Origin of the sequence: Priestia abyssalis (assembly GCF_002019595.1) — a bacterium.
GTDB classification, from domain to species: Bacteria; Bacillota; Bacilli; order Bacillales; family Bacillaceae_H; genus Bacillus_BA; species Bacillus_BA abyssalis.
Genome location: NZ_KV917369.1, coordinates 5,453,836 through 5,472,553, shown reverse-complemented (window position 1 = coordinate 5,472,553; position 18,718 = coordinate 5,453,836). Strand labels below are relative to the sequence as shown.

Annotated in this window: 13 protein-coding genes; 11 read left to right on the top strand and 2 right to left on the bottom strand. The window is 42.3% G+C overall.

Annotated elements, in window-relative coordinates:
- Positions 1–153: 153 nt before the first annotated feature.
- The gene (locus BK575_RS26195) at positions 154–594 is read left to right on the top strand and encodes a YwiB family protein (RefSeq protein WP_235867445.1); all 441 of its coding nucleotides are present in this window, start codon (positions 154–156) and stop codon (positions 592–594) included.
- On the top strand, positions 591–2,261 hold the full coding sequence (argS, locus tag BK575_RS26190) for an arginine--tRNA ligase (protein ID WP_078414450.1): 1,671 nt from the start codon (positions 591–593) through the stop codon (positions 2,259–2,261). The genes BK575_RS26195 and argS overlap by 4 nt, the downstream gene beginning before the upstream one ends.
- Positions 2,262–2,542: 281 nt before the next feature.
- On the opposite strand, the gene uvsE is transcribed toward argS, so the two are convergent.
- Together uvsE and cls are read right to left on the bottom strand one after the other, a co-directional pair.
- The gene (uvsE, locus tag BK575_RS26185; protein WP_078414449.1) at positions 2,543–3,499 is read right to left on the bottom strand and encodes a UV DNA damage repair endonuclease UvsE; all 957 of its coding nucleotides are present in this window, start codon (positions 3,497–3,499) and stop codon (positions 2,543–2,545) included.
- A 12-nt stretch (positions 3,500–3,511) separates the two neighbouring features.
- Positions 3,512–4,711: a cardiolipin synthase gene (cls, locus tag BK575_RS26180; RefSeq protein ID WP_078414448.1), complete on the bottom strand. Its 1,200-nt coding sequence runs from the start codon at positions 4,709–4,711 to the stop codon at positions 3,512–3,514.
- A gap of 275 nt (positions 4,712–4,986) precedes the next feature.
- On the opposite strand from cls, the gene BK575_RS26175 reads away from it, so the two are divergent.
- From BK575_RS26175 to BK575_RS26135, 9 genes are all read left to right on the top strand, one after another.
- On the top strand, positions 4,987–7,110 hold the full coding sequence (locus BK575_RS26175; RefSeq protein WP_078414447.1) for a (Fe-S)-binding protein: 2,124 nt from the start codon (positions 4,987–4,989) through the stop codon (positions 7,108–7,110).
- 213 nt (positions 7,111–7,323) lie between these two features.
- Positions 7,324–8,505: an acetyl-CoA C-acetyltransferase gene (locus BK575_RS26170; protein WP_078414446.1), complete on the top strand. Its 1,182-nt coding sequence runs from the start codon at positions 7,324–7,326 to the stop codon at positions 8,503–8,505.
- 18 nt (positions 8,506–8,523) lie between these two features.
- Positions 8,524–9,375: a 3-hydroxybutyryl-CoA dehydrogenase gene (locus BK575_RS26165; RefSeq protein ID WP_078414445.1), complete on the top strand. Its 852-nt coding sequence runs from the start codon at positions 8,524–8,526 to the stop codon at positions 9,373–9,375.
- Positions 9,376–9,387: 12 nt separating this feature from the next.
- Positions 9,388–10,518: an acyl-CoA dehydrogenase gene (locus BK575_RS26160; RefSeq protein ID WP_078414444.1), complete on the top strand. Its 1,131-nt coding sequence runs from the start codon at positions 9,388–9,390 to the stop codon at positions 10,516–10,518.
- 84 nt (positions 10,519–10,602) lie between these two features.
- Complete coding sequence (locus BK575_RS26155) at positions 10,603–11,742, top strand: acyl-CoA dehydrogenase (protein ID WP_078414443.1); 1,140 nt, start codon at positions 10,603–10,605, stop codon at positions 11,740–11,742.
- A gap of 17 nt (positions 11,743–11,759) precedes the next feature.
- Positions 11,760–12,392 (top strand): TetR/AcrR family transcriptional regulator, encoded by a 633-nt coding sequence (locus BK575_RS26150; RefSeq protein ID WP_078414442.1) that lies wholly within the window; start codon positions 11,760–11,762, stop codon positions 12,390–12,392.
- A 16-nt stretch (positions 12,393–12,408) separates the two neighbouring features.
- The gene (icmF, locus tag BK575_RS26145; protein WP_078414441.1) at positions 12,409–15,663 is read left to right on the top strand and encodes a fused isobutyryl-CoA mutase/GTPase IcmF; all 3,255 of its coding nucleotides are present in this window, start codon (positions 12,409–12,411) and stop codon (positions 15,661–15,663) included.
- A gap of 405 nt (positions 15,664–16,068) precedes the next feature.
- A complete protein-coding gene (gene rpoE, locus BK575_RS26140; protein WP_078414440.1) occupies positions 16,069–16,638 on the top strand; it encodes a DNA-directed RNA polymerase subunit delta in 570 nt (189 codons plus the stop codon).
- A 391-nt stretch (positions 16,639–17,029) separates the two neighbouring features.
- Positions 17,030–18,637: a CTP synthase gene (locus BK575_RS26135; protein ID WP_078414439.1), complete on the top strand. Its 1,608-nt coding sequence runs from the start codon at positions 17,030–17,032 to the stop codon at positions 18,635–18,637.
- Positions 18,638–18,718: the final 81 nt, after the last annotated feature.

The window sequence follows — 18,718 nt, the reverse complement described above, 5'->3', positions numbered from 1 at the left end:
GTAAGAAAATCGCTTTCTTCCTTCATCAGGACTGATGAAGGAAGTCCGATAAAACAAGGGGGGCTCCTAAAAGCCCCCCTTGTTTTATCGGATAAGAATCATTATACTATTGAAGTTAAAGAGATGATAAAATGGTGAGGAAGTGTCAATTTCGTGAGTATAACTTCATCAACGGGGAAACCCATTCATGTCAAGGTTGTAACAGATATCCGCGACGGACATCGGAAAGAAACGAACTCTTTTGAAGCAAAGGGCATGTACTATGAAAAAGAGAATGCGGTGTATGTTACGTATAAGGAACAGCAAGAGATGGGGGATATTCAGACCATTGTGAAGATTGGGACAGAGGAAGTTATGGTGACAAGATCGGGAGCTGTCAAAATGAAGCAGCAGTTCCGCAAAAAAGAACGAACTTTCACTAACTACACAAGCCCGTACGGACCTTTACATATGGAGACGTTTACCCATAACTTTGAATATAAACAATCACGAACAAAAGGAACTCTCTTCGTTACATATGATTTACACTTACAAGGTGAACAAGCAGGCAAATATGCCTTAACGATTAGTTTTAAGGAGGAACTCATATCATGAACATCGTCGAACAAGTGAAGGAGCGTTTAAAAGAAGAAGTCAAACAAGCCGTGCTAAAAGCGGGTTTAGCAGGAGAAGAACAAATTCCTGCTGTGCTATTGGAATTGCCAAAGGATAAAGCACACGGTGATTATTCTACAAACATGGCCATGCAGCTGGCACGTGTGGCAAAAAAAGCCCCGCGTATGATTGCGGAAGAACTGGTAGCCAATTTCGATAAAACGAAAGCCTCTATTGAGAAAGTAGAAATTGCAGGGCCAGGCTTCATTAACTTTTATATGAATAATTCTTATTTAACAGATTTAATTCCAACTGTTTTAAAAGCCGGAGAGGCTTACGGTGAGACGAACGTTGGCCAAGGTCAAAAGGTTCAAGTAGAGTTTGTATCAGCGAATCCGACAGGAGATTTGCACTTGGGGCATGCCCGTGGTGCAGCGGTAGGGGACTCCTTATGTAATGTTTTAGCCAAAGCAGGGTATGATGTATCACGTGAATATTATATTAATGATGCAGGAAATCAGATTAATAACTTGGCTTTATCTGTTGAAGCCCGCTATATGCAGGCACTTGGAAAAGATACAGAAATGCCGGCAGACGGATATCATGGAGAAGACATCATCCAAATTGGGAAAAAGCTGGCTGAAGAGCATGGCGATAAATATGTTCAAATGGATGAGAACGAACGCCTGGCTCTTTTCCGTGATTACGGCTTGAAATACGAGTTGGCAAAGCTTCAACGCGATTTAGAAGAGTTTCGCGTTAAATTCGACGTATGGTATTCAGAAACGTCTCTTTACCAAAATGGAAAAATTGAAGAAGCGTTGGCTGCTTTAAAAGAAAATGGGCACATTTACGAAGAAGAAGGCGCGACATGGTTCCGCTCAACGACATTCGGCGATGATAAAGACCGGGTGCTCATTAAGCAAGATGGTTCTTTCACTTATTTGACACCGGATATTGCTTATCACCAAGATAAAATTAAACGCGGTTTTGATAAACTGATCAATATTTGGGGTGCAGACCATCACGGCTATATTCCGCGTATGAAAGCGGCCATTCAGGCTCTTGGCTATGAGCGTGATACATTAGAGGTAGAAATCATCCAGATGGTTCAACTTTACCAAAACGGTGAAAAAATGAAAATGAGCAAGCGTACAGGTAAAGCTGTTACGATGCGTGATCTTATTGAAGAAGTAGGGTTGGATGCAACTCGTTATTTCTTTGCAATGCGAAGCGGCGACACGCATTTGGATTTTGATTTGGATTTAGCTGTATCTCAATCAAATGAAAACCCAGTTTATTATGCACAATACGCGCATGCACGTATTTGCAGCATTTTACGTCAAGGAGACGAAATGGGTATCGCGATCGATGGAAATTTTGCATTAGAGCATATTCAAGCTGAAAAAGAGTTTGACTTACTGAAAAAAGTGGGAGAATTCTCTGAAGCAGTAGCGGAAGCAGCTCAAAAACGGATTCCACACCGCATTACAAACTATGTGTATGATTTAGCTTCTACATTCCATAGTTTCTATAATGCTGAAAAGGTATTGGACAGCGACAACATGGAAAAAACAAAGGCACGGATTGCATTGGTGAAGACCGTGCAAGTAACACTGCAAAATGCTTTACGTTTAATCGGCGTTTCAGCACCAGAAAAGATGTAATAATGAAAAGGACATGGGCCAACGCCCATGTCCTTTTCATTACGCCTAAGCGAAGGGAAGCTCCCCTGCGGGTTTCTTCCCTATCGCTTATAAGAGAACCTTTGTGAGGTTATTCAGGGGAAGAGAACAGAAAAGCCATAAATAGTATAAAGAAAGGTGATATTAAAGGGAGAATGAGGATTGATAACAAAATTTTCAAAAACGATAGGCCAATATATCTTTAATAGATAGAGCCCGGCATTAAAATCCTTCTTTTTAGAAGAACTTTTATGCCGGATTCTTTATTTCCAGACAATCGTTGCACCGCCGGTCCTTTTGACTCCCCGGATTTTGGAGATATCTTCTACCAGCTGCAGCGCGGCTTTGTCTTTTTGTTTAGCTTCAATCATGACATCAAAATCCTCGTTCAATTCCCGCGCCATCTTTAAAAACGGAAGAACGAAATCTAAGCTGACATAATCGGCATGGCTCCTGAACTCTTTTTCAGATTTAGGGGAGGAGAGATGGATTTTTGGCTTTAACTGGATGGAATCCCATGTACGGAAAATTTGAGGGAGCAGTTCCTCCAATCTTGTATCGCTCACATTGGCCTCGTGATGATGATAATCGAAAACGAGGGGAATGGACTCTTTTTTACAAATGGCAAGTGTCTCTGCCGTTGTATATGTTTTATCATCATTTTCTAACGTCATACGCTGTTTAATGAGGGGAGGGAGACTCAATAAATTGTGATGAAAGCGTTCGACGGCTTTCTCCTTGTTTCCATAAGCTCCCCCAACGTGGATATTGATGAGGGAGCTATCGGCTATTCCCATAACTTCAAGCACCCTGTAATGGTACTCCATATCGGTTACCGCATTTTCTGTAATATGGCCTTTGTCGCTTGTGAATAAAGTAAATTGATTTGGATGAAAGCTCACTCGCATACCGGATTGTTTCACCAGATCCCCGATCTGCCGGAGTTCCTCTTGGAAAAAAGAGACAAAGTCCCATTTTGCTTCCGGATGGGTTGCAAGAGGAACAATGGAAGAAGAAAATCGATAAAGCGGGATTTGTTGGGCAATGTTATAATGCACAGCTCTAAGTGTATTGATCAGGTTTTGTTTTGTGACGTCCACTAGCTTTTCCATCCGTTCAGCTTCATCCATCGCTTTCCAGCGTGTGTAAGTCAATGTTTTGGCAGGCGAACATTCCCAAAGAGAAAGAGCGTGTGAGACGTAACCGAATCGAATCTTCATACGAATGCCTCCTTATAAAAATTGATCGATAAGTTTTGCCACTCCCTGTTTACTGTAATCAAGCAATGTTCTGCCTAAAAGATCCTCTAACAAAAGTTCTTCTGCTTGTTCAATGTCCCTCCAGAAGTTTTTCCGTAGTTCTTGAATAAAGGCCGGATCATAAATATAACAATTGATTTCTTCATTCAAAAATAAGCTTCTTTTATCAAAGTTAGCCGTTCCGACATCACCAATCTTCTCGTCGATAATAATCGTTTTAGGATGATAAAAGCCATAATAGTAACGGAAAATGCGCGCCCCTGCTTGAAGGAGGGGAGGGAAGTAGGAAAAGGCGGCCTCTTTCACAAGAAGATGGTCTGCTTTCATGGGCACTAAAATAATGACATTGACTCCTTTAGAGAGTGCCTGTAAAAGTGCGTTCATAATCGTCTTGCTCGGAATAAAATAAGGCGTCCCAATCCAAATCTCTTTTTCGGCTTGCCGGATCAGTAATAAAAACTGTTTTTCCAATTGACGTCCTTCTGTTGCTATGAAGCGAAAAGATGCCGTTTTTTCACCAGTAGGAAAAGGGCCCTTAATCTTATTTTCTACATGATCTTTTGTCGCTTCTCTCCAATCCACTAGAAACTGCTGCTGCAAGTCAATGAGACCTTCTCCTTTTATTTTGAGATGGTAATCCTTCCAATTGCCAAGGTTAGGATCTAGCCCCAGATATTCTTGTCCGATATTAAAGCCGCCAAGATAACCCGTTTTCCCATCGATAATCGCAATTTTCCGATGGTTTCTTCGGTTTAACGTAAAAAATAAAAAAGGCAGTTTTGGTTTATTGCAATAGGCGAATTGAACTCCGCTCTGCTTTAACTGCTTAATCATTTTGCGGGGTAATTGAAAGCTTCCGATCAAGTCCAATAATAAACGAACAGTGACACCTTCCTTTGCTTTTTGGCTTAATATCTCTAAAAACTCTTCACTTATTTGATCATGTTTCACGATGTAAAATAAAATGTGAATTTCCTTTGTCGCCTGTTTTATTTCATTAAAGAGATCCTTATATAAAGTGTTTCCATTCGAAAATAAAGTCAGTTGCCCTTGGCGTAAAGGGTAAATGCGCTCTTTCAAATGCTTTTGATGCAGATGTTTGCCCACCGTATAATCAGTGAAAAACCAAAGGATGAGAGCGAAAAGAAACAAAAGAAAAACGGCAACGGACACAAAAACCCCTCCTGTTCGTTATTCATTTTAGTTTCACCTAGTTGTGAAGATATTATTTTGGGATTTTACTCCGTATGATAGGTGTCACAATTAACATCAATGGAGGCAGAAAAATCCCTCTTATGAGAGGTTCCTTATTATAGCAGAAAAACATTGACTGAACGCTCATTCATAATTTAAAATATAAATAAATCATAAAATTTTTAAAATTTAAATTATTAGTTAATAAGGGATTTTTTATTGGCGGAAAGAGATGAAGGGAGAGAAAAGGATTGATGGAGAATTTGCTCTGGATAAACGCTGTTTTGTTTATTATTGTAACCGCTTACGCTATTTCGTTGTTTGTCTATCTGATTCGGACGCGTATGGCTTACATCAAACTCGGGAAAAAAGTCGAGTTTGATCGTAAATTTAAAGAGAGGTTCGATAAGGTATGGGTGAATGTATTCGGACAGAAGAAATTGTTGAAGGACAAAAAGAGCGGAATTATCCATGTCATGTTTTTTTACGGTTTTATTCTTGTTCAACTGGGTGCCATTGATTTTATTATAAAGGGACTTGCACCAGGCTACCACTTACCATTAGGGCCGCTTTACCCCGCTTTTACCTTTTTCCAGGAAATCGTCACACTTCTTATTTTAGTTGCCGTTGTTTGGGCTTTTCATCGCCGCTATATCGAAAAGCTTGTCCGCTTAAAAAGGGGCTTTAAATCAGGTCTTGTTTTACTTTTTATCGGCGGATTGATGCTATCCGTTTTATTCGGAAACGGAATGTCCATGATTTGGCACCACCACGATCTTTCATCTTCCGAGCCGGTTGCTTCTTCAATTGCTTTTCTTTTCGGCAGTTTGAACGAAGCTGTTGCCATTGCCTTTTTCTATATCGCATGGTGGATTCATTTGTTGTTCCTGCTAGCTTTCCTTGTCTATGTACCGCAATCGAAACATGCCCATTTAATCGCAGGACCGGCTAACGTCTTTTTCAATCGTCTCTCGAATCCGGGGAAACTGGAAAAAATCGATTTTGAAGATGAGACGCAAGAGACGTTTGGTGTCGGGAAGATTGAGGACTTTACCCAACACCAGCTCATCGATCTATATGCCTGTGTGGAATGCGGACGATGTACGAATATGTGTCCGGCCACAGGTACGGGTAAAATTCTTTCTCCAATGGACCTCATCTTGAAGCTCCGCGATCATTTAACAGATAAGGGAGCGGCCATTACTTCAAGAGCTCCGTGGGTGCCGGCTCCGGCTTTTGCCAATACGAGAGGAAATCAGCTGGCCATGATGGCGGCAGGAAAAGGTGCAACAGAGTCAGCTGCAGCGGCAGCCTACAACCCATCGTTAATCGGAGAGGTTATTACCGAGGAAGAGATTTGGGCATGTACGACATGCCGCAACTGTGAAGACCAATGTCCGGTCATGAACGAGCATGTAGATAAAATTATTGATTTGCGTCGTTATCTTGTCTTGACGGAAGGGAAAATGGATGCGGAAGCCCAACGCGCCATGACGAACATTGAGCGTCAAGGAAACCCGTGGGGATTAAATCGGAAGGAACGCGAAAGCTGGCGGGAAGCACGTGAAGACGTATCCGTTCCAACAGTCAAAGAACTCAGTAAACAGGGAAAAGAATTTGAATACTTATTCTGGGTCGGCTCTATGGGTTCCTATGATAACCGCAGCCAAAAAATTGCCCTGTCATTCGCCAAGTTATTAAATGAAGCGGGAGTGGAATTTGCGATTTTAGGAAACAAGGAGAAAAACTCCGGGGATACGCCGCGCCGTTTAGGGAATGAGTTCCTGTTCCAGGAGCTGGCGGCCAAAAACATTGAAGAGTTTGAGAAAAACGGGGTAACGAAAATTGTCACGATCGATCCCCATGCTTATAACATTTTCAAAAATGAATATCCTGATTTTGGCCTAACAGCGGAAGTGTACCACCATACCGAGCTGTTGGCGAAGCTTGTGAAAGAAGGGAAACTCAAGCCGGCCTATGAAGTAGACGAGACGATCACCTTCCATGATTCCTGCTATCTGGGCCGCTATAACGAAGTATATGACCCGCCGCGCGACATTTTAACCTCCATTTCAGGAGTCAAGCTTGTCGAGATGGAACGAAACCGTGAAACGGGGATGTGCTGCGGGGCAGGGGGCGGCTTGATGTGGATGGAAGAAACAACAGGAAACCGCATTAACGTAGCGAGGACAGAGCAGGCATTAACCGTCAATCCAACTGTCATTAGTTCGGGATGTCCATATTGCTTAACGATGTTAAGTGACGGCACGAAGGCGAAAGAAGTGGACGAAACAGTTCACACGTATGATGTAGCGGAACTATTGGAAAAAGCGGTTTTTGGTCCGCAGAAAAAGGAACAAGTGGTGGATTTAAGTTAACGGTATTTCACTGAATGAAGGATGGCTCAAAAAGCATACTTTTTGGGTCATCCCCCCTGGAAGGTCCTGTCATGAAAACCCAGTAACACCAAGGGATTATGTGACGGGGCCTTTCAATAAAAAATCAGTTTTGGTAATTGATTAGAGAATTATGGAACAACCACATATTAAATGACCGAGCGACTGCTCGTTCGACAGGGGAGGAAACTATTAATGGGAAAAACAGTCATTTTAAGCGGAGTTCGAACACCATTTGGAAAACTGGGAGGAGCTCTCAGCTCTTTATCAGCCAGCCAGCTTGGAGGTATAGCCATCAAGGAAGCGATTCAAAGGGCGAATGTTCAGCCTGATGATATCAATCAAGTCATTTTAGGCAATGTTCTGCAAGGCGGCCAGGGACAAATTCCATCACGTCAGGCTGCCCATTATGCCGGTTTACCATGGAGCATCAAAACAGAAACGATTAACAAAGTATGTGCGTCAGGTTTGCGAAGCGTGACAATGGCAGACCAAATCATTCGTGCGGGTGATGAAGAGGTCATTGCAGCTGGAGGAATGGAGTCGATGAGTAATGCACCGTATCTTCTTCCGAAAGCGCGTTGGGGACTGAAAATGGGAGACGGGCTTGCGAAGGATTCAATGATTCATGATGGCCTCACCTGCAGCTTTACCGGCGTGCAAATGGGATTATATGGAAGTAAGGCTGCAAGCGAAATGAATATTTCCAGGGAAGAGCAGGATACCTGGGCTTATAGGAGCCACCTGCGTGCCATTGACGCTTTCGAAAAACAAAAATGGCTGGAGGAAATGGTACCGGTAGAAGTACCTCAGCGTAAAGGAGAGCCGCTAATTATTTCCCAGGATGAAGCACCAAGAAAAGATACATCGATCGAGAAACTGGCGTCTTTAAAGCCGGTCTTTGATCAAACCGGAACGATTACGGCGGGCAATGCTCCGGGAGTGAACGATGGAGCAGCGGCACTTGTGTTAATGAGTGAGGAACGGGCAAAGAAAGAGGGACGCAAGCCGTTAGCCACTATTTTAGGGCATGCTTCCATTGCCCTTGAACCAAAAGACTTCCCCAAAACACCGGGCCTCGTCATTAATGAACTGCTGGAAAAAACAGGGAAAACAGTAGAAGAAATTGATTTATTCGAGATCAATGAAGCTTTTGCGGCAGTTGCGCTGATTAGCAGCAAGGTTGCATATATTGATAAAGAAAAAATAAATGTCAACGGGGGAGCGGTAGCTCTTGGCCATCCAATTGGAGCGAGCGGTGCGCGCATCATTGTGACACTGATTCACGAGCTCAAACGTCGTGGGGGAGGAATCGGGATAGCCTCTATTTGCAGCGGCGGCGGCCAAGGGGATGCCATTATGGTGGAAGTACATTAAAACAAAGGGGGGTAAAGGATGGAAGTTCAACGTATTATGGTCATCGGTGCAGGTCAAATGGGTTCTGGTATCGCACAAGTGTGTGCGATGGCCGGATATGATGTAGCATTGCATGATTTAAAAGAAGAATTCGTGAGCCGGGGAATAGGCGTCATTCAGAAAAATTTACATCGCCAAGTGACAAAGGGAAAAATGACGGAAGAAGAAGTACGGAAAACATTAAATCGAATTAAACCATCTGTTGATTTGCAGCATGCAAGGGCGGCTGACCTCGTGATTGAAGCTGCAATGGAAAATATGGATGTAAAGAAGAAAATTTTTGTTCAACTGGATGAAATTACTCCCGCGCAGACGATTCTTGCTACGAATACTTCATCTTTGCCAATTACAGAAATCGCAGCAGAAACTAACCGTCCGGAAAAAGTCATTGGGATGCATTTCATGAATCCGGTTCCAGTCATGAGGCTTGTTGAAATCATCCGGGGGTTAGCTACAGCCGATGAAGTGTATCAAACGATTCATCATATCACAGAAAAGTTAAATAAAGTGCCCGTTGAAGTGAATGATTTTCCGGGGTTTGTATCCAACCGAATTTTAATGCCGATGATTAATGAAGCCGTTTACACTCTTTATGAAGGAGTGGCAACAAAGGAAGCAATCGATGAAGTGATGAAGCTTGGAATGAATCACCCGATGGGCCCCCTTACGCTTGCGGATTTCATCGGACTGGATACGTGCCTTTATATTATGGAGACGCTCCATGAAGGGCTGGGAGATGACAAGTATCGTCCGTGTCCGCTTCTGCGCAAGTATGTTAAAGCAGGCTGGCTTGGAAAGAAAACGGGCCGCGGCTTTTACGAATACCAATAAGGGGGCTTCACCATGACCATTTCCTTTACACAAGAACAGCAAATGCTTCAAAAGATGGTGCGGGAATTTGCCAAAAAGGAAATTTCTCCTTTTGTGGAACGGATGGAAAAAGGAGAGTTTCCACGTGATATTTTAAGAAAAATGGGAGAGCTGGGCTTGATGGGAATCCCTATTTCTGAAGAATACGGCGGATCGGGTTTAGACTTTATTTCTTATATTATAGCCATTCATGAAATTTCAAAGGTAAGCGCCACCGTAGGGGTCATTTTATCTGTTCATACGTCGGTCGGGACTAATCCGATTTTATATTTCGGGACGGAGGAACAAAAACGCGAATACATTCCAAAGCTTGCATCAGGGCGTTATTTAGGTGCTTTTTGTTTAACGGAGCCGAATGCCGGGTCGGATGCAGCGAGCTTAAAAACAAGAGCGGAACGTAAAGGAAATCATTATATGCTGAACGGTTCAAAGGTATTCATTACAAACGGAGGGGAAGCTGATACGTACATTGTCTTTGCCTCAACGAATCTGATGGAAGGACGAAAAGGGATTTCGGCTTTCATTGTGGAAAAAGGAACCCCCGGTTTCATAATTGGTAAAGATGAACATAAAATGGGGCTTTATGGATCACGGACAACTCAAATAAGTTTAGAAGACTGCCTGGTTCCGGCCGAAAACCTTCTTGGATCTGAAGGGGAAGGATTCAATATTGCGATGGCTAATTTGTCTGCCGGTCGCATCGGCATTGCAGCCCAGTCGCTTGGCATTGCGGAAGCAGCCTTAGAAGAGGCGGTTTCTTATGCCAAAACGAGAATTCAATTCGGTAAACCCATTGCGGCCCAGCAAGGTATCGCCTTCAAACTGGCTGATATGGCTACTAATGTGGAGGCAGCTAAGCTATTAACCTATCAAGCAGCCTATTTGCGTTCCCGAAACAGTTCTTGCAGCAAAGAAGCATCCATGGCAAAGCTGTTTGCTTCGAGCACAGCCATGAATGTGGCGACCGAGGCGATTCAAGTGCTGGGTGGTTACGGTTATACAAAAGATTACGCCGCAGAGCGTTATTTCCGGGATGCAAAAGTATGTGAGATATACGAAGGAACAAGTGAGATTCAACGAATTGTCATTAGTAAGCACCTGTGAACTACACACCACTTAACACTCTGGCAGGTTGTTTGAAGTGGGAGAATTCTTTTTGAAAACCTAGTTAAAAAGGGGATGGAGAACATGTATTTCAAATTATCCGAAGAGCATGAAATGATCCGAACAATGGTGCGGGACTTTGCCGAAAATGAAGTGGCTCCCACAGCCGCTGAACGTGATGAAGAAGAACGATTCGACCGTGTGATTTTTGATAAAATGGCAACTCTCGGTTTGACAGGAATCCCCTGGCCTGAAGAATGCGGCGGAACAGGCAGCGATTACTTGGCTTACTGTATCGCGGTAGAAGAGTTATCAAGAGTGTGTGCTTCAACGGGTGTGACCTTATCTGCCCATACATCGTTAGCCGGCTGGCCAATTTATAAATTTGGCACAGAAGAACAAAAACAAAAATATTTAAAACCAATGGCAGAAGGAAAAAGCATTGGAGCTTACGGTTTAACAGAACCGGGTTCCGGGTCAGATGCAGGGGGAATGCGGACAACAGCCAAAAAAGACGGCGGTGATTATATTTTAAACGGTTCGAAAATCTTTATCACCAATGGAGGAATTGCCGATTATTATATTGTTTTTGCTTTAACGGATCCTGATCAAAAACAAAGAGGAACAAGTGCCTTTATTATCGAAAAAGATATGAAAGGCTTTTCGGTGGGGAAAAAAGAGAGCAAGTTAGGTATTCGGTCATCTCCTACCACAGAAATCATCTTTGAAGATTGTCGTGTACCGAAGGAAAATTTACTGGGGAATGAAGGAGAAGGCTTTAAGATTGCCATGATGACATTGGATGGAGGACGCAATGGCATCGCGGCTCAAGCGGTTGGCATCGCTCAAGGCGCGCTGGATGCGGCAGCTGCCTATGCAAAGGAACGCCATCAATTCGGCAAACCGTTAACAGCCCAGCAAGGAATTGCATTTAAGCTGGCCGATATGGCCACAAGCATTGAAGCGGCACGCCTTTTAACTTATCAAGCAGCATGGCTGGAATCACAAGGATTACCGTATGGAAAAGAATCCGCTATGTCCAAGTTGTTTGCAGGGGATACTGCCATGAAGGTTACAACGGAGGCTGTCCAAATTTTTGGGGGATACGGATATACGAAGGACTATCCTGTTGAGCGTTTCATGCGTGATGCGAAAATTACCCAAATATATGAAGGAACTCAAGAAATTCAACGTTTAGTTATTTCGAGATATGTAACGAAATAAGTGATAGGGTGAGGGAAATGACAAGAAAGCACCAAGTACCTGCTTCTGTCAAGGATGAAAGGCTGATTGAAAAGCGCCGGGATCAGATGGTAAAGGGTGCCGTCAGTCTTTTTAAGAAGAAGGGGTTTCATAGGACAACAACACGGGAAATAGCCAAAGCATCCGGCTTTAGCATTGGAACATTATATGAATATATTCAAACAAAAGAAGATGTACTCTATCTCGTTTGCGATAGCATTTATGATCAAGTAAGCAATCGATTGGATGAAATTATTCAACAAGAACCCCCGACCATTGAAAGTCTCAAATGGACCATTCGGAATTTTTTCAAAGTAGTCGATGAACTGCAAGATGAGATTTTAGTTATGTATCAAGAGGTTAAATCATTGCCGAAAGATGCGCTGTCTTACGTATTGAACAAAGAGCTGGAGCTTGTGTCCATCTTTGAAAGAGTCATTGAAGGGTGTGTGAAGAACGGACAATTTCACTTAACTCCTGAAGAAGTACATTTACTGTCCCATCATATTTTTGTGCAAGGACAAATGTGGGCATTCCGTCGCTGGGCATTGCATCGTTGTTATTCATTGGAAGCATATACTGACATGCAAATAAAATTTCTGCTATATAATTTAGCGAGCGAAAATAAGTAAACCAGGGAGGATACAAATGGAACGTTATTCGTTAAAAAACCATGTTCGATTTGTCACGGCCTCAAGTTTATTTGATGGACATGATGCCTCTATTAATATTATGCGTCGTATTTTACAGGCAAGCGGAGCGGAAGTGATCCATTTGGGTCACAATCGTTCTGTTGAAGAGATTGTAAGCGCTGCCATGCAGGAGGATGTACAAGGGATTGCCATCTCTTCTTATCAAGGCGGACATATTGATTATTTTAAGTATATGTATGATTTGTTGAATGAAAGAGGGGCTTCCCATATTCGCATATACGGTGGAGGCGGGGGCGTCATTATTCCTAAAGAAATTGAAGAACTTCATGAATATGGAATTGCCCGTATTTTCTCTCCTGAAGATGGGCGGAAGCTTGGACTCCAAGGAATGATCAACGTCATGTTGCAAGAGTGCGATTTTGTAACAACCGGGGAAATGGAGGATAAAGGGAACTTATTCAATTCCTCCAATCATCAATTGATCGCCAAACTAATCAGTCTTGTTGAAAATGGCACCTGCGGAAGTCGGGAGCATGCGGTAACATTGGAAGAAATAAAAGGAAAGGCAGCATCATCGACATTGATAACGCCAATTCTGGGAATCACAGGAACGGGTGGAGCCGGAAAAAGTTCGTTGACGGATGAATTGCTGCGCCGATTCTTGAATGAAATTCCTCAGCTTTCTATCGCGGTTTTATCGATTGATCCGACGAAGCAAAAGACCGGAGGGGCGTTGTTAGGGGACCGAATCCGGATGAATGCTGTGTCCTCGCCGAGAGTGTATATGCGCAGTTTGGCGACCCGGAAATCGGGATCCGAGTTATCATCAGCTATTAAAGATGCCATTGCCATTGTTAAAGCAGCCGGGTTTGATCTAATCATTGTAGAAACAAGTGGAATTGGCCAGGCGGATGCTCAAATTAAGGATATTTGTGATGTGGCTATTTATGTCATGACGAGCGAGTTTGGTGCACCGTCTCAGCTCGAGAAAATTGAGATGATGGATTATGCGGATTTCGTCGTCATAAATAAATTTGAGAAAAAAGGGTCAGAAGATGCCAAACGTCAAGTTGAACGACAGTATCAACGAAACCATATGCTGTTTGATCAAGACTTGGAAACAATGCCGGTTTACGGAACAATCGCAAGCCAGTTTAATGATCCGGGAACCAATACCTTTTTTGTGAAGTTAATAGAATTCATAAGGCAGAAGCTGAAGATCAATTGGGAGACCCATTTACAAGTGATAGAAAAAGTCGTTCCACAGCATGTGATTATTCCTCCTGAGCGGGAAACGTATTTAAAGGAAATTGCCGATACTGTGCGTGCGTATCATCGCCAAGCGGAAGAACAGGTGGAAATTGCCCGCCGCTTTTATCAAGTGGAAGGAGCGCTTCATGCCCTTCAGCAGATTCAGAGTGAGGAAACAACTCTTTTAGCGTTGGAACAAGCTGCGGAAAATTTTCAGAAGCAATTGAGCAGTCAGTCGGCCCGGCATTTACACACATGGCCTCAAATGAAGAAAATGTATAAAGATGATCAGCTTGTTACCAATATCAGAGGAAAAGAAATCACGACGAAGTTAAAAACGGTAACTTTATCGGGACTTTCTATTCCTAAAATCACGCTGCCGTCTTTTCGGGATTATGGTGAAATTCTTCGTTGGATTTATAAGGAAAATGTGCCTGGATCTTTTCCTTATACAGCTGGAGTATTTCCATTTAAACGCGAAGGGGAAGATCCGAAGCGGCAGTTTGCAGGAGAGGGGACACCCGAGAGAACGAATCGAAGGTTTCACTACTTATGTAAAGAAGATGAAGCAAAGCGTCTCAGCACAGCGTTTGATTCCGTCACCTTATATGGAGAGGATCCCGATTATCGACCTGATATTTTCGGGAAAATTGGAGAGAGCGGTGTCAGTGTATGTACTCTCGATGATATGAAAAAACTTTACGCAGGTTTTGATTTATGTCACCCTTCCACATCGGTTTCCATGACCATAAACGGGCCCGCTCCTATTATTTTAGCGATGTTCATGAACACGGCCATCGGCCAGCAGGTTGAAAAAGAAATGCAGCGGCTGGGACGAGGACTGACAGGGGAGGAATATGAAAAAGTCAAAGCAGCGACGTTAAGAACCGTAAGAGGAACGGTGCAAGCGGATATTTTAAAAGAAGACCAAGGACAAAACACTTGCATCTTTTCGACGGAGTTTGCGTTAAAAATGATGGGAGATATTCAACAGTATTTCATCGAAAATGATATACGAAATTACTATTCCGTCTCTATCTCGGGTTATCATATTGCTGAAGCGGGGGCGAATCCCATTTCACAGCTTGCCTTTACGCTGGCAAATGGGTTTACGTATGTGGAGTACTATTTAAGCAGAGGAATGAAAATTGATGATTTTGCCCCTAACTTATCATTCTTTTTCAGCAATGGCTTAGACGCTGAATATACCGTGATTGGGCGTGTGGCAAGGCGGATATGGGCGATTGTTATGAAAGAAAAGTATGGAGCAAATGAACGGAGCCAAAAATTGAAGTATCATGTGCAAACATCCGGAAGATCCCTTCATGCCCAGGAAGTGGATTTCAATGACATTCGTACGACATTACAAGCATTGATGGCACTACATGACAATTGTAATTCTCTTCACACAAATGCTTATGACGAGGCCATCACCACACCAACGGAAGAATCGGTTCGCCGTGCGATGGCCATTCAAATGATTATCACAAAGGAACATGGTTTAACGAAAAACGAAAATCCGCTTCAAGGCTCTTTTATTGTTGAGGAACTAACGGATTTGGTAGAAGAGGCGGTGTTACAGGAATTTGAACGTCTCAGCCAGCGAGGCGGTGTGCTTGGGGCGATGGAGATGCAGTATCAGCGGGGGAAAATCCAGGATGAGTCCATGTTATATGAGATGAAAAAGCATATGGGTGAGCTACCGATTATTGGGGTCAACACATACTTGAATCCTAATTCTCCATCTGAAGAGACGGTTAATGAAATGCAGCTGGCACGAGCTTCAAGGGAAGAAAAGGAATATCAAATTCAGCAGCTTCAGCTTTTTCAGAAGAATCATGAGAAGGAAGCAGAGGTTGCTCTAAAAAGGTTGAAGGAGACGGCCCGGAACAATGGCAACATTTTTGCTGAATTAATGGAGACTGTCAAATCGGCGAGTCTGGGGCAAATCACAAAGGCTTTATATGAAGTTGGGGGACAGTATCGGAGAAATATGTAAAAAAGCAGGAGATCAAACGGTATAAAGAACATGCCGTTTAATCTCCTGGTTGAAAAGAGGCGTCGTGAAATCTACTTACATCAAGGCGAAGCGAATGGGCCTTTTTTATTTTTTTCTTAGAGTTTGAAAGAGTTTTTTTAGAAAGATTTTTTTTAGAAAGATTTCATCCACTACTAGCATAAATGCATTGAATTTGTTTATAATGAATGGTATGTATTTAAGGGCTTGTCAAATAGTGGATTTGTATGGGAGAACCAAGATGCCCATACAAGGATTTTAATCCTATATTCCACAGGAGATGTCAAGCTTGCTTGGTGTGTTTCTTTTTTGCATCAGGCTTATTTTGTTCTTATTTATTGATTGTATTTATAGATAACATGTATACATAGAAAGGGTGTGCTGAATTTGAGTCTTGCACAATACTCAAAAGAGCAATTACAAGAGATGTCTATGCTTGAGCTGGCTTATCTGGTTCTGTCTGGTAAATCAGAGCGCTCTGCAGTTCCATTTAAAGCAATATTAGATGAAATTATCGCTATTCTAGACTTATCTGAAGAAGAAGTGCGAGTGAAAGTAGCACAGTTTTATACAGATTTAAATATCGATGGCCGTTTTATTTCTGTTGGAGAGAATCAATGGGGATTGAGAAGCTGGTATCCGTACGATCAAATCGATGAAGAAGTGGTTCCAGTAGCAAAACCGAAGAAGAAGAAGAAGGCGAAGAAAGTCGTAGACGAAGACTTAGAAGACTTCGACGATCTGGAAGATGAAGATTTAGAATATGAAGATCTAGATAGTTTAGAAGAAGATGATAACGACGATGTTGATGAAGAGTTAGAAGACGAAGACTTCGACAATTTAGACGAAGATGAGTTTGACGATGACGTCATTGATGATGATGATTACGATTTAGATGACGAAGAAATTGAAGATGATGATGATTATGATGATAAGGATGAGGAAGACGACCTATAAAGATGTTGTTCAAATTTGAACTCATATTGCAATGAAGCTTGACTTTTTTTGTTGAAATATGTAGAATCTTTTTTGGGCTCTTTAAATAAGAACGTGATTTGTATTTAATAGAAATTATAATATTTGCTCCCATACCTGTTTTTTGGTTTGGGGGCAATTTTTATTTTAGTCCTCTTAAATAGGTTCGTTCATTTTGTGGAAGATTAACGTTATATCCATACCATTTTGCAAGATATCGTTTGAATGAAAAGAATGCATGTATTCTTACATAGATGATTATGTGCTCTGGGATGTTCAATAATAGCAGAAAAGTTTACGAAGCAAGATGTATGAATGACAAGAGTGTAAGTAAAAATTTTAAATAGTACAGTTATCACTTGGAGGGGAAAAAATGACAAAGTATATTTTCGTTACCGGGGGCGTTGTATCGTCTTTAGGAAAAGGAATTACAGCTGCTTCACTTGGAAGATTATTAAAAAACCGTGGGTTAAATGTAACTATTCAAAAATTTGACCCATATATTAATGTTGACCCAGGGACAATGAGCCCATATCAGCATGGTGAAGTATTCGTAACAGATGATGGTGCGGAAACAGACTTAGACTTAGGTCACTATGAGCGCTTTATCGATATTAATTTAAATAAATATAGTAACGTAACAACAGGTAAAGTTTATTCAACTGTTTTAAGAAAAGAACGCCGCGGTGATTATTTAGGTGGTACAGTGCAGGTTATCCCGCACATCACAAATGAAATCAAAGAACGCGTTTTCCGTGCAGGGAAAGAAACAAACGCGGATGTAGTGATCACAGAAATTGGTGGAACAGTAGGGGACATCGAATCTTTACCGTTCTTGGAAGCTATCCGTCAAATCAAAAGCGACATCGGCCGTGACAATGTGATGTATATTCATTGTACGCTTGTTCCTTATATTAAGGCAGCGGGCGAAATGAAAACAAAGCCAACTCAGCACAGTGTAAAAGAATTACGCAGCTTAGGTATCCAGCCAAATGTCATCGTCGTGCGTACAGAGATGCCGATTTCAGATGATATGAAAGAGAAGCTTGCATTATTCTGCGATATTGATTCAAAAGCAGTTATTGAATGTCGTGATGCAGAAACATTATATGAAATTCCGCTTGCTCTGCAAGAGCAAAAGCTGGATCAAATTACGTGCGATCATTTAAAATTAAGCACAAAAGAGCCGGACATGACAGAGTGGAAGGCGCTTGTAGAGAAGGTAAAAGGTCTTTCTCATACAGTGAAGATTGCCCTTGTCGGTAAATATGTTGAACTGCAAGATGCTTATATTTCTGTTGTGGAGTCTCTTCGTCATGCAGGTTATGCTTTTGATGCAGATGTAAATGTAAAATGGATTAATTCCGAACATGTAACAGCAGAAAACGTAAAAGAGCTGTTATCTGATGCAGATGGTATTCTTGTTCCAGGCGGATTTGGCGATCGCGGGGTGGAAGGTAAAATTGTTGCGACACAATTTGCCCGTGAAAATAAGGTTCCATTCTTCGGTATTTGTTTAGGGATGCAGTTAGCGTCTGTAGAGTTTGCACGCAATGTACTAGGCTTAACAGATGCTCATTCTGCTGAGCTCAACCCTGCAACGACAAACCCGATCATCGATCTATTGCCTGAACAAAAAGATGTGGAAGACTTAGGCGGTACGCTTCGTTTAGGCTTATATCCTTGTAAGCTTTCTGAAGATACATTAGCATACGAAGCTTATCAAGATGAGGTCGTATATGAGCGTCATCGCCATCGTTATGAGTTCAATAACGAGTATCGCCAAGCGATGGAAAAAGAAGGCTTCGTGTTCTCAGGTACAAGTCCTGATGGCAGACTTGTGGAAATCATTGAGTTGAAAGATCATCCGTGGTTCCTGGCATCTCAATTCCATCCGGAATTCAGATCTCGTCCGACAAGACCACAGCCGTTGTTCAGAGAGTTCGTCGGAGCTTCTTTTGAACTTGCCCAACAGAAATAAGGGATATAAAGGAAACTTCCATCAGTGGGGAGTCTTACTGCCTGTTAATGGAGGATAAATAGGGGCTATGCTATAAGTTAA

Bases quoted from the DNA above. Each gene is read 5' to 3' on its own strand.
- argS (WP_078414450.1), top strand. From the start codon at position 591: ATGAACATCGTCGAACAAGTGAAGGAGCGTTTAAAAGAAGAAGTCAAA.
- uvsE (WP_078414449.1), bottom strand. From the start codon at position 3,499: ATGAAGATTCGATTCGGTTACGTCTCACACGCTCTTTCTCTTTGGGAA.
- BK575_RS26175 (WP_078414447.1), top strand. From the start codon at position 4,987: ATGGAGAATTTGCTCTGGATAAACGCTGTTTTGTTTATTATTGTAACC.
- BK575_RS26170 (WP_078414446.1), top strand. From the start codon at position 7,324: ATGGGAAAAACAGTCATTTTAAGCGGAGTTCGAACACCATTTGGAAAA.
- BK575_RS26165 (WP_078414445.1), top strand. From the start codon at position 8,524: ATGGAAGTTCAACGTATTATGGTCATCGGTGCAGGTCAAATGGGTTCT.
- BK575_RS26160 (WP_078414444.1), top strand. From the start codon at position 9,388: ATGACCATTTCCTTTACACAAGAACAGCAAATGCTTCAAAAGATGGTG.
- BK575_RS26155 (WP_078414443.1), top strand. From the start codon at position 10,603: ATGTATTTCAAATTATCCGAAGAGCATGAAATGATCCGAACAATGGTG.
- BK575_RS26150 (WP_078414442.1), top strand. From the start codon at position 11,760: ATGACAAGAAAGCACCAAGTACCTGCTTCTGTCAAGGATGAAAGGCTG.
- icmF (WP_078414441.1), top strand. From the start codon at position 12,409: ATGGAACGTTATTCGTTAAAAAACCATGTTCGATTTGTCACGGCCTCA.
- BK575_RS26135 (WP_078414439.1), top strand. From the start codon at position 17,030: ATGACAAAGTATATTTTCGTTACCGGGGGCGTTGTATCGTCTTTAGGA.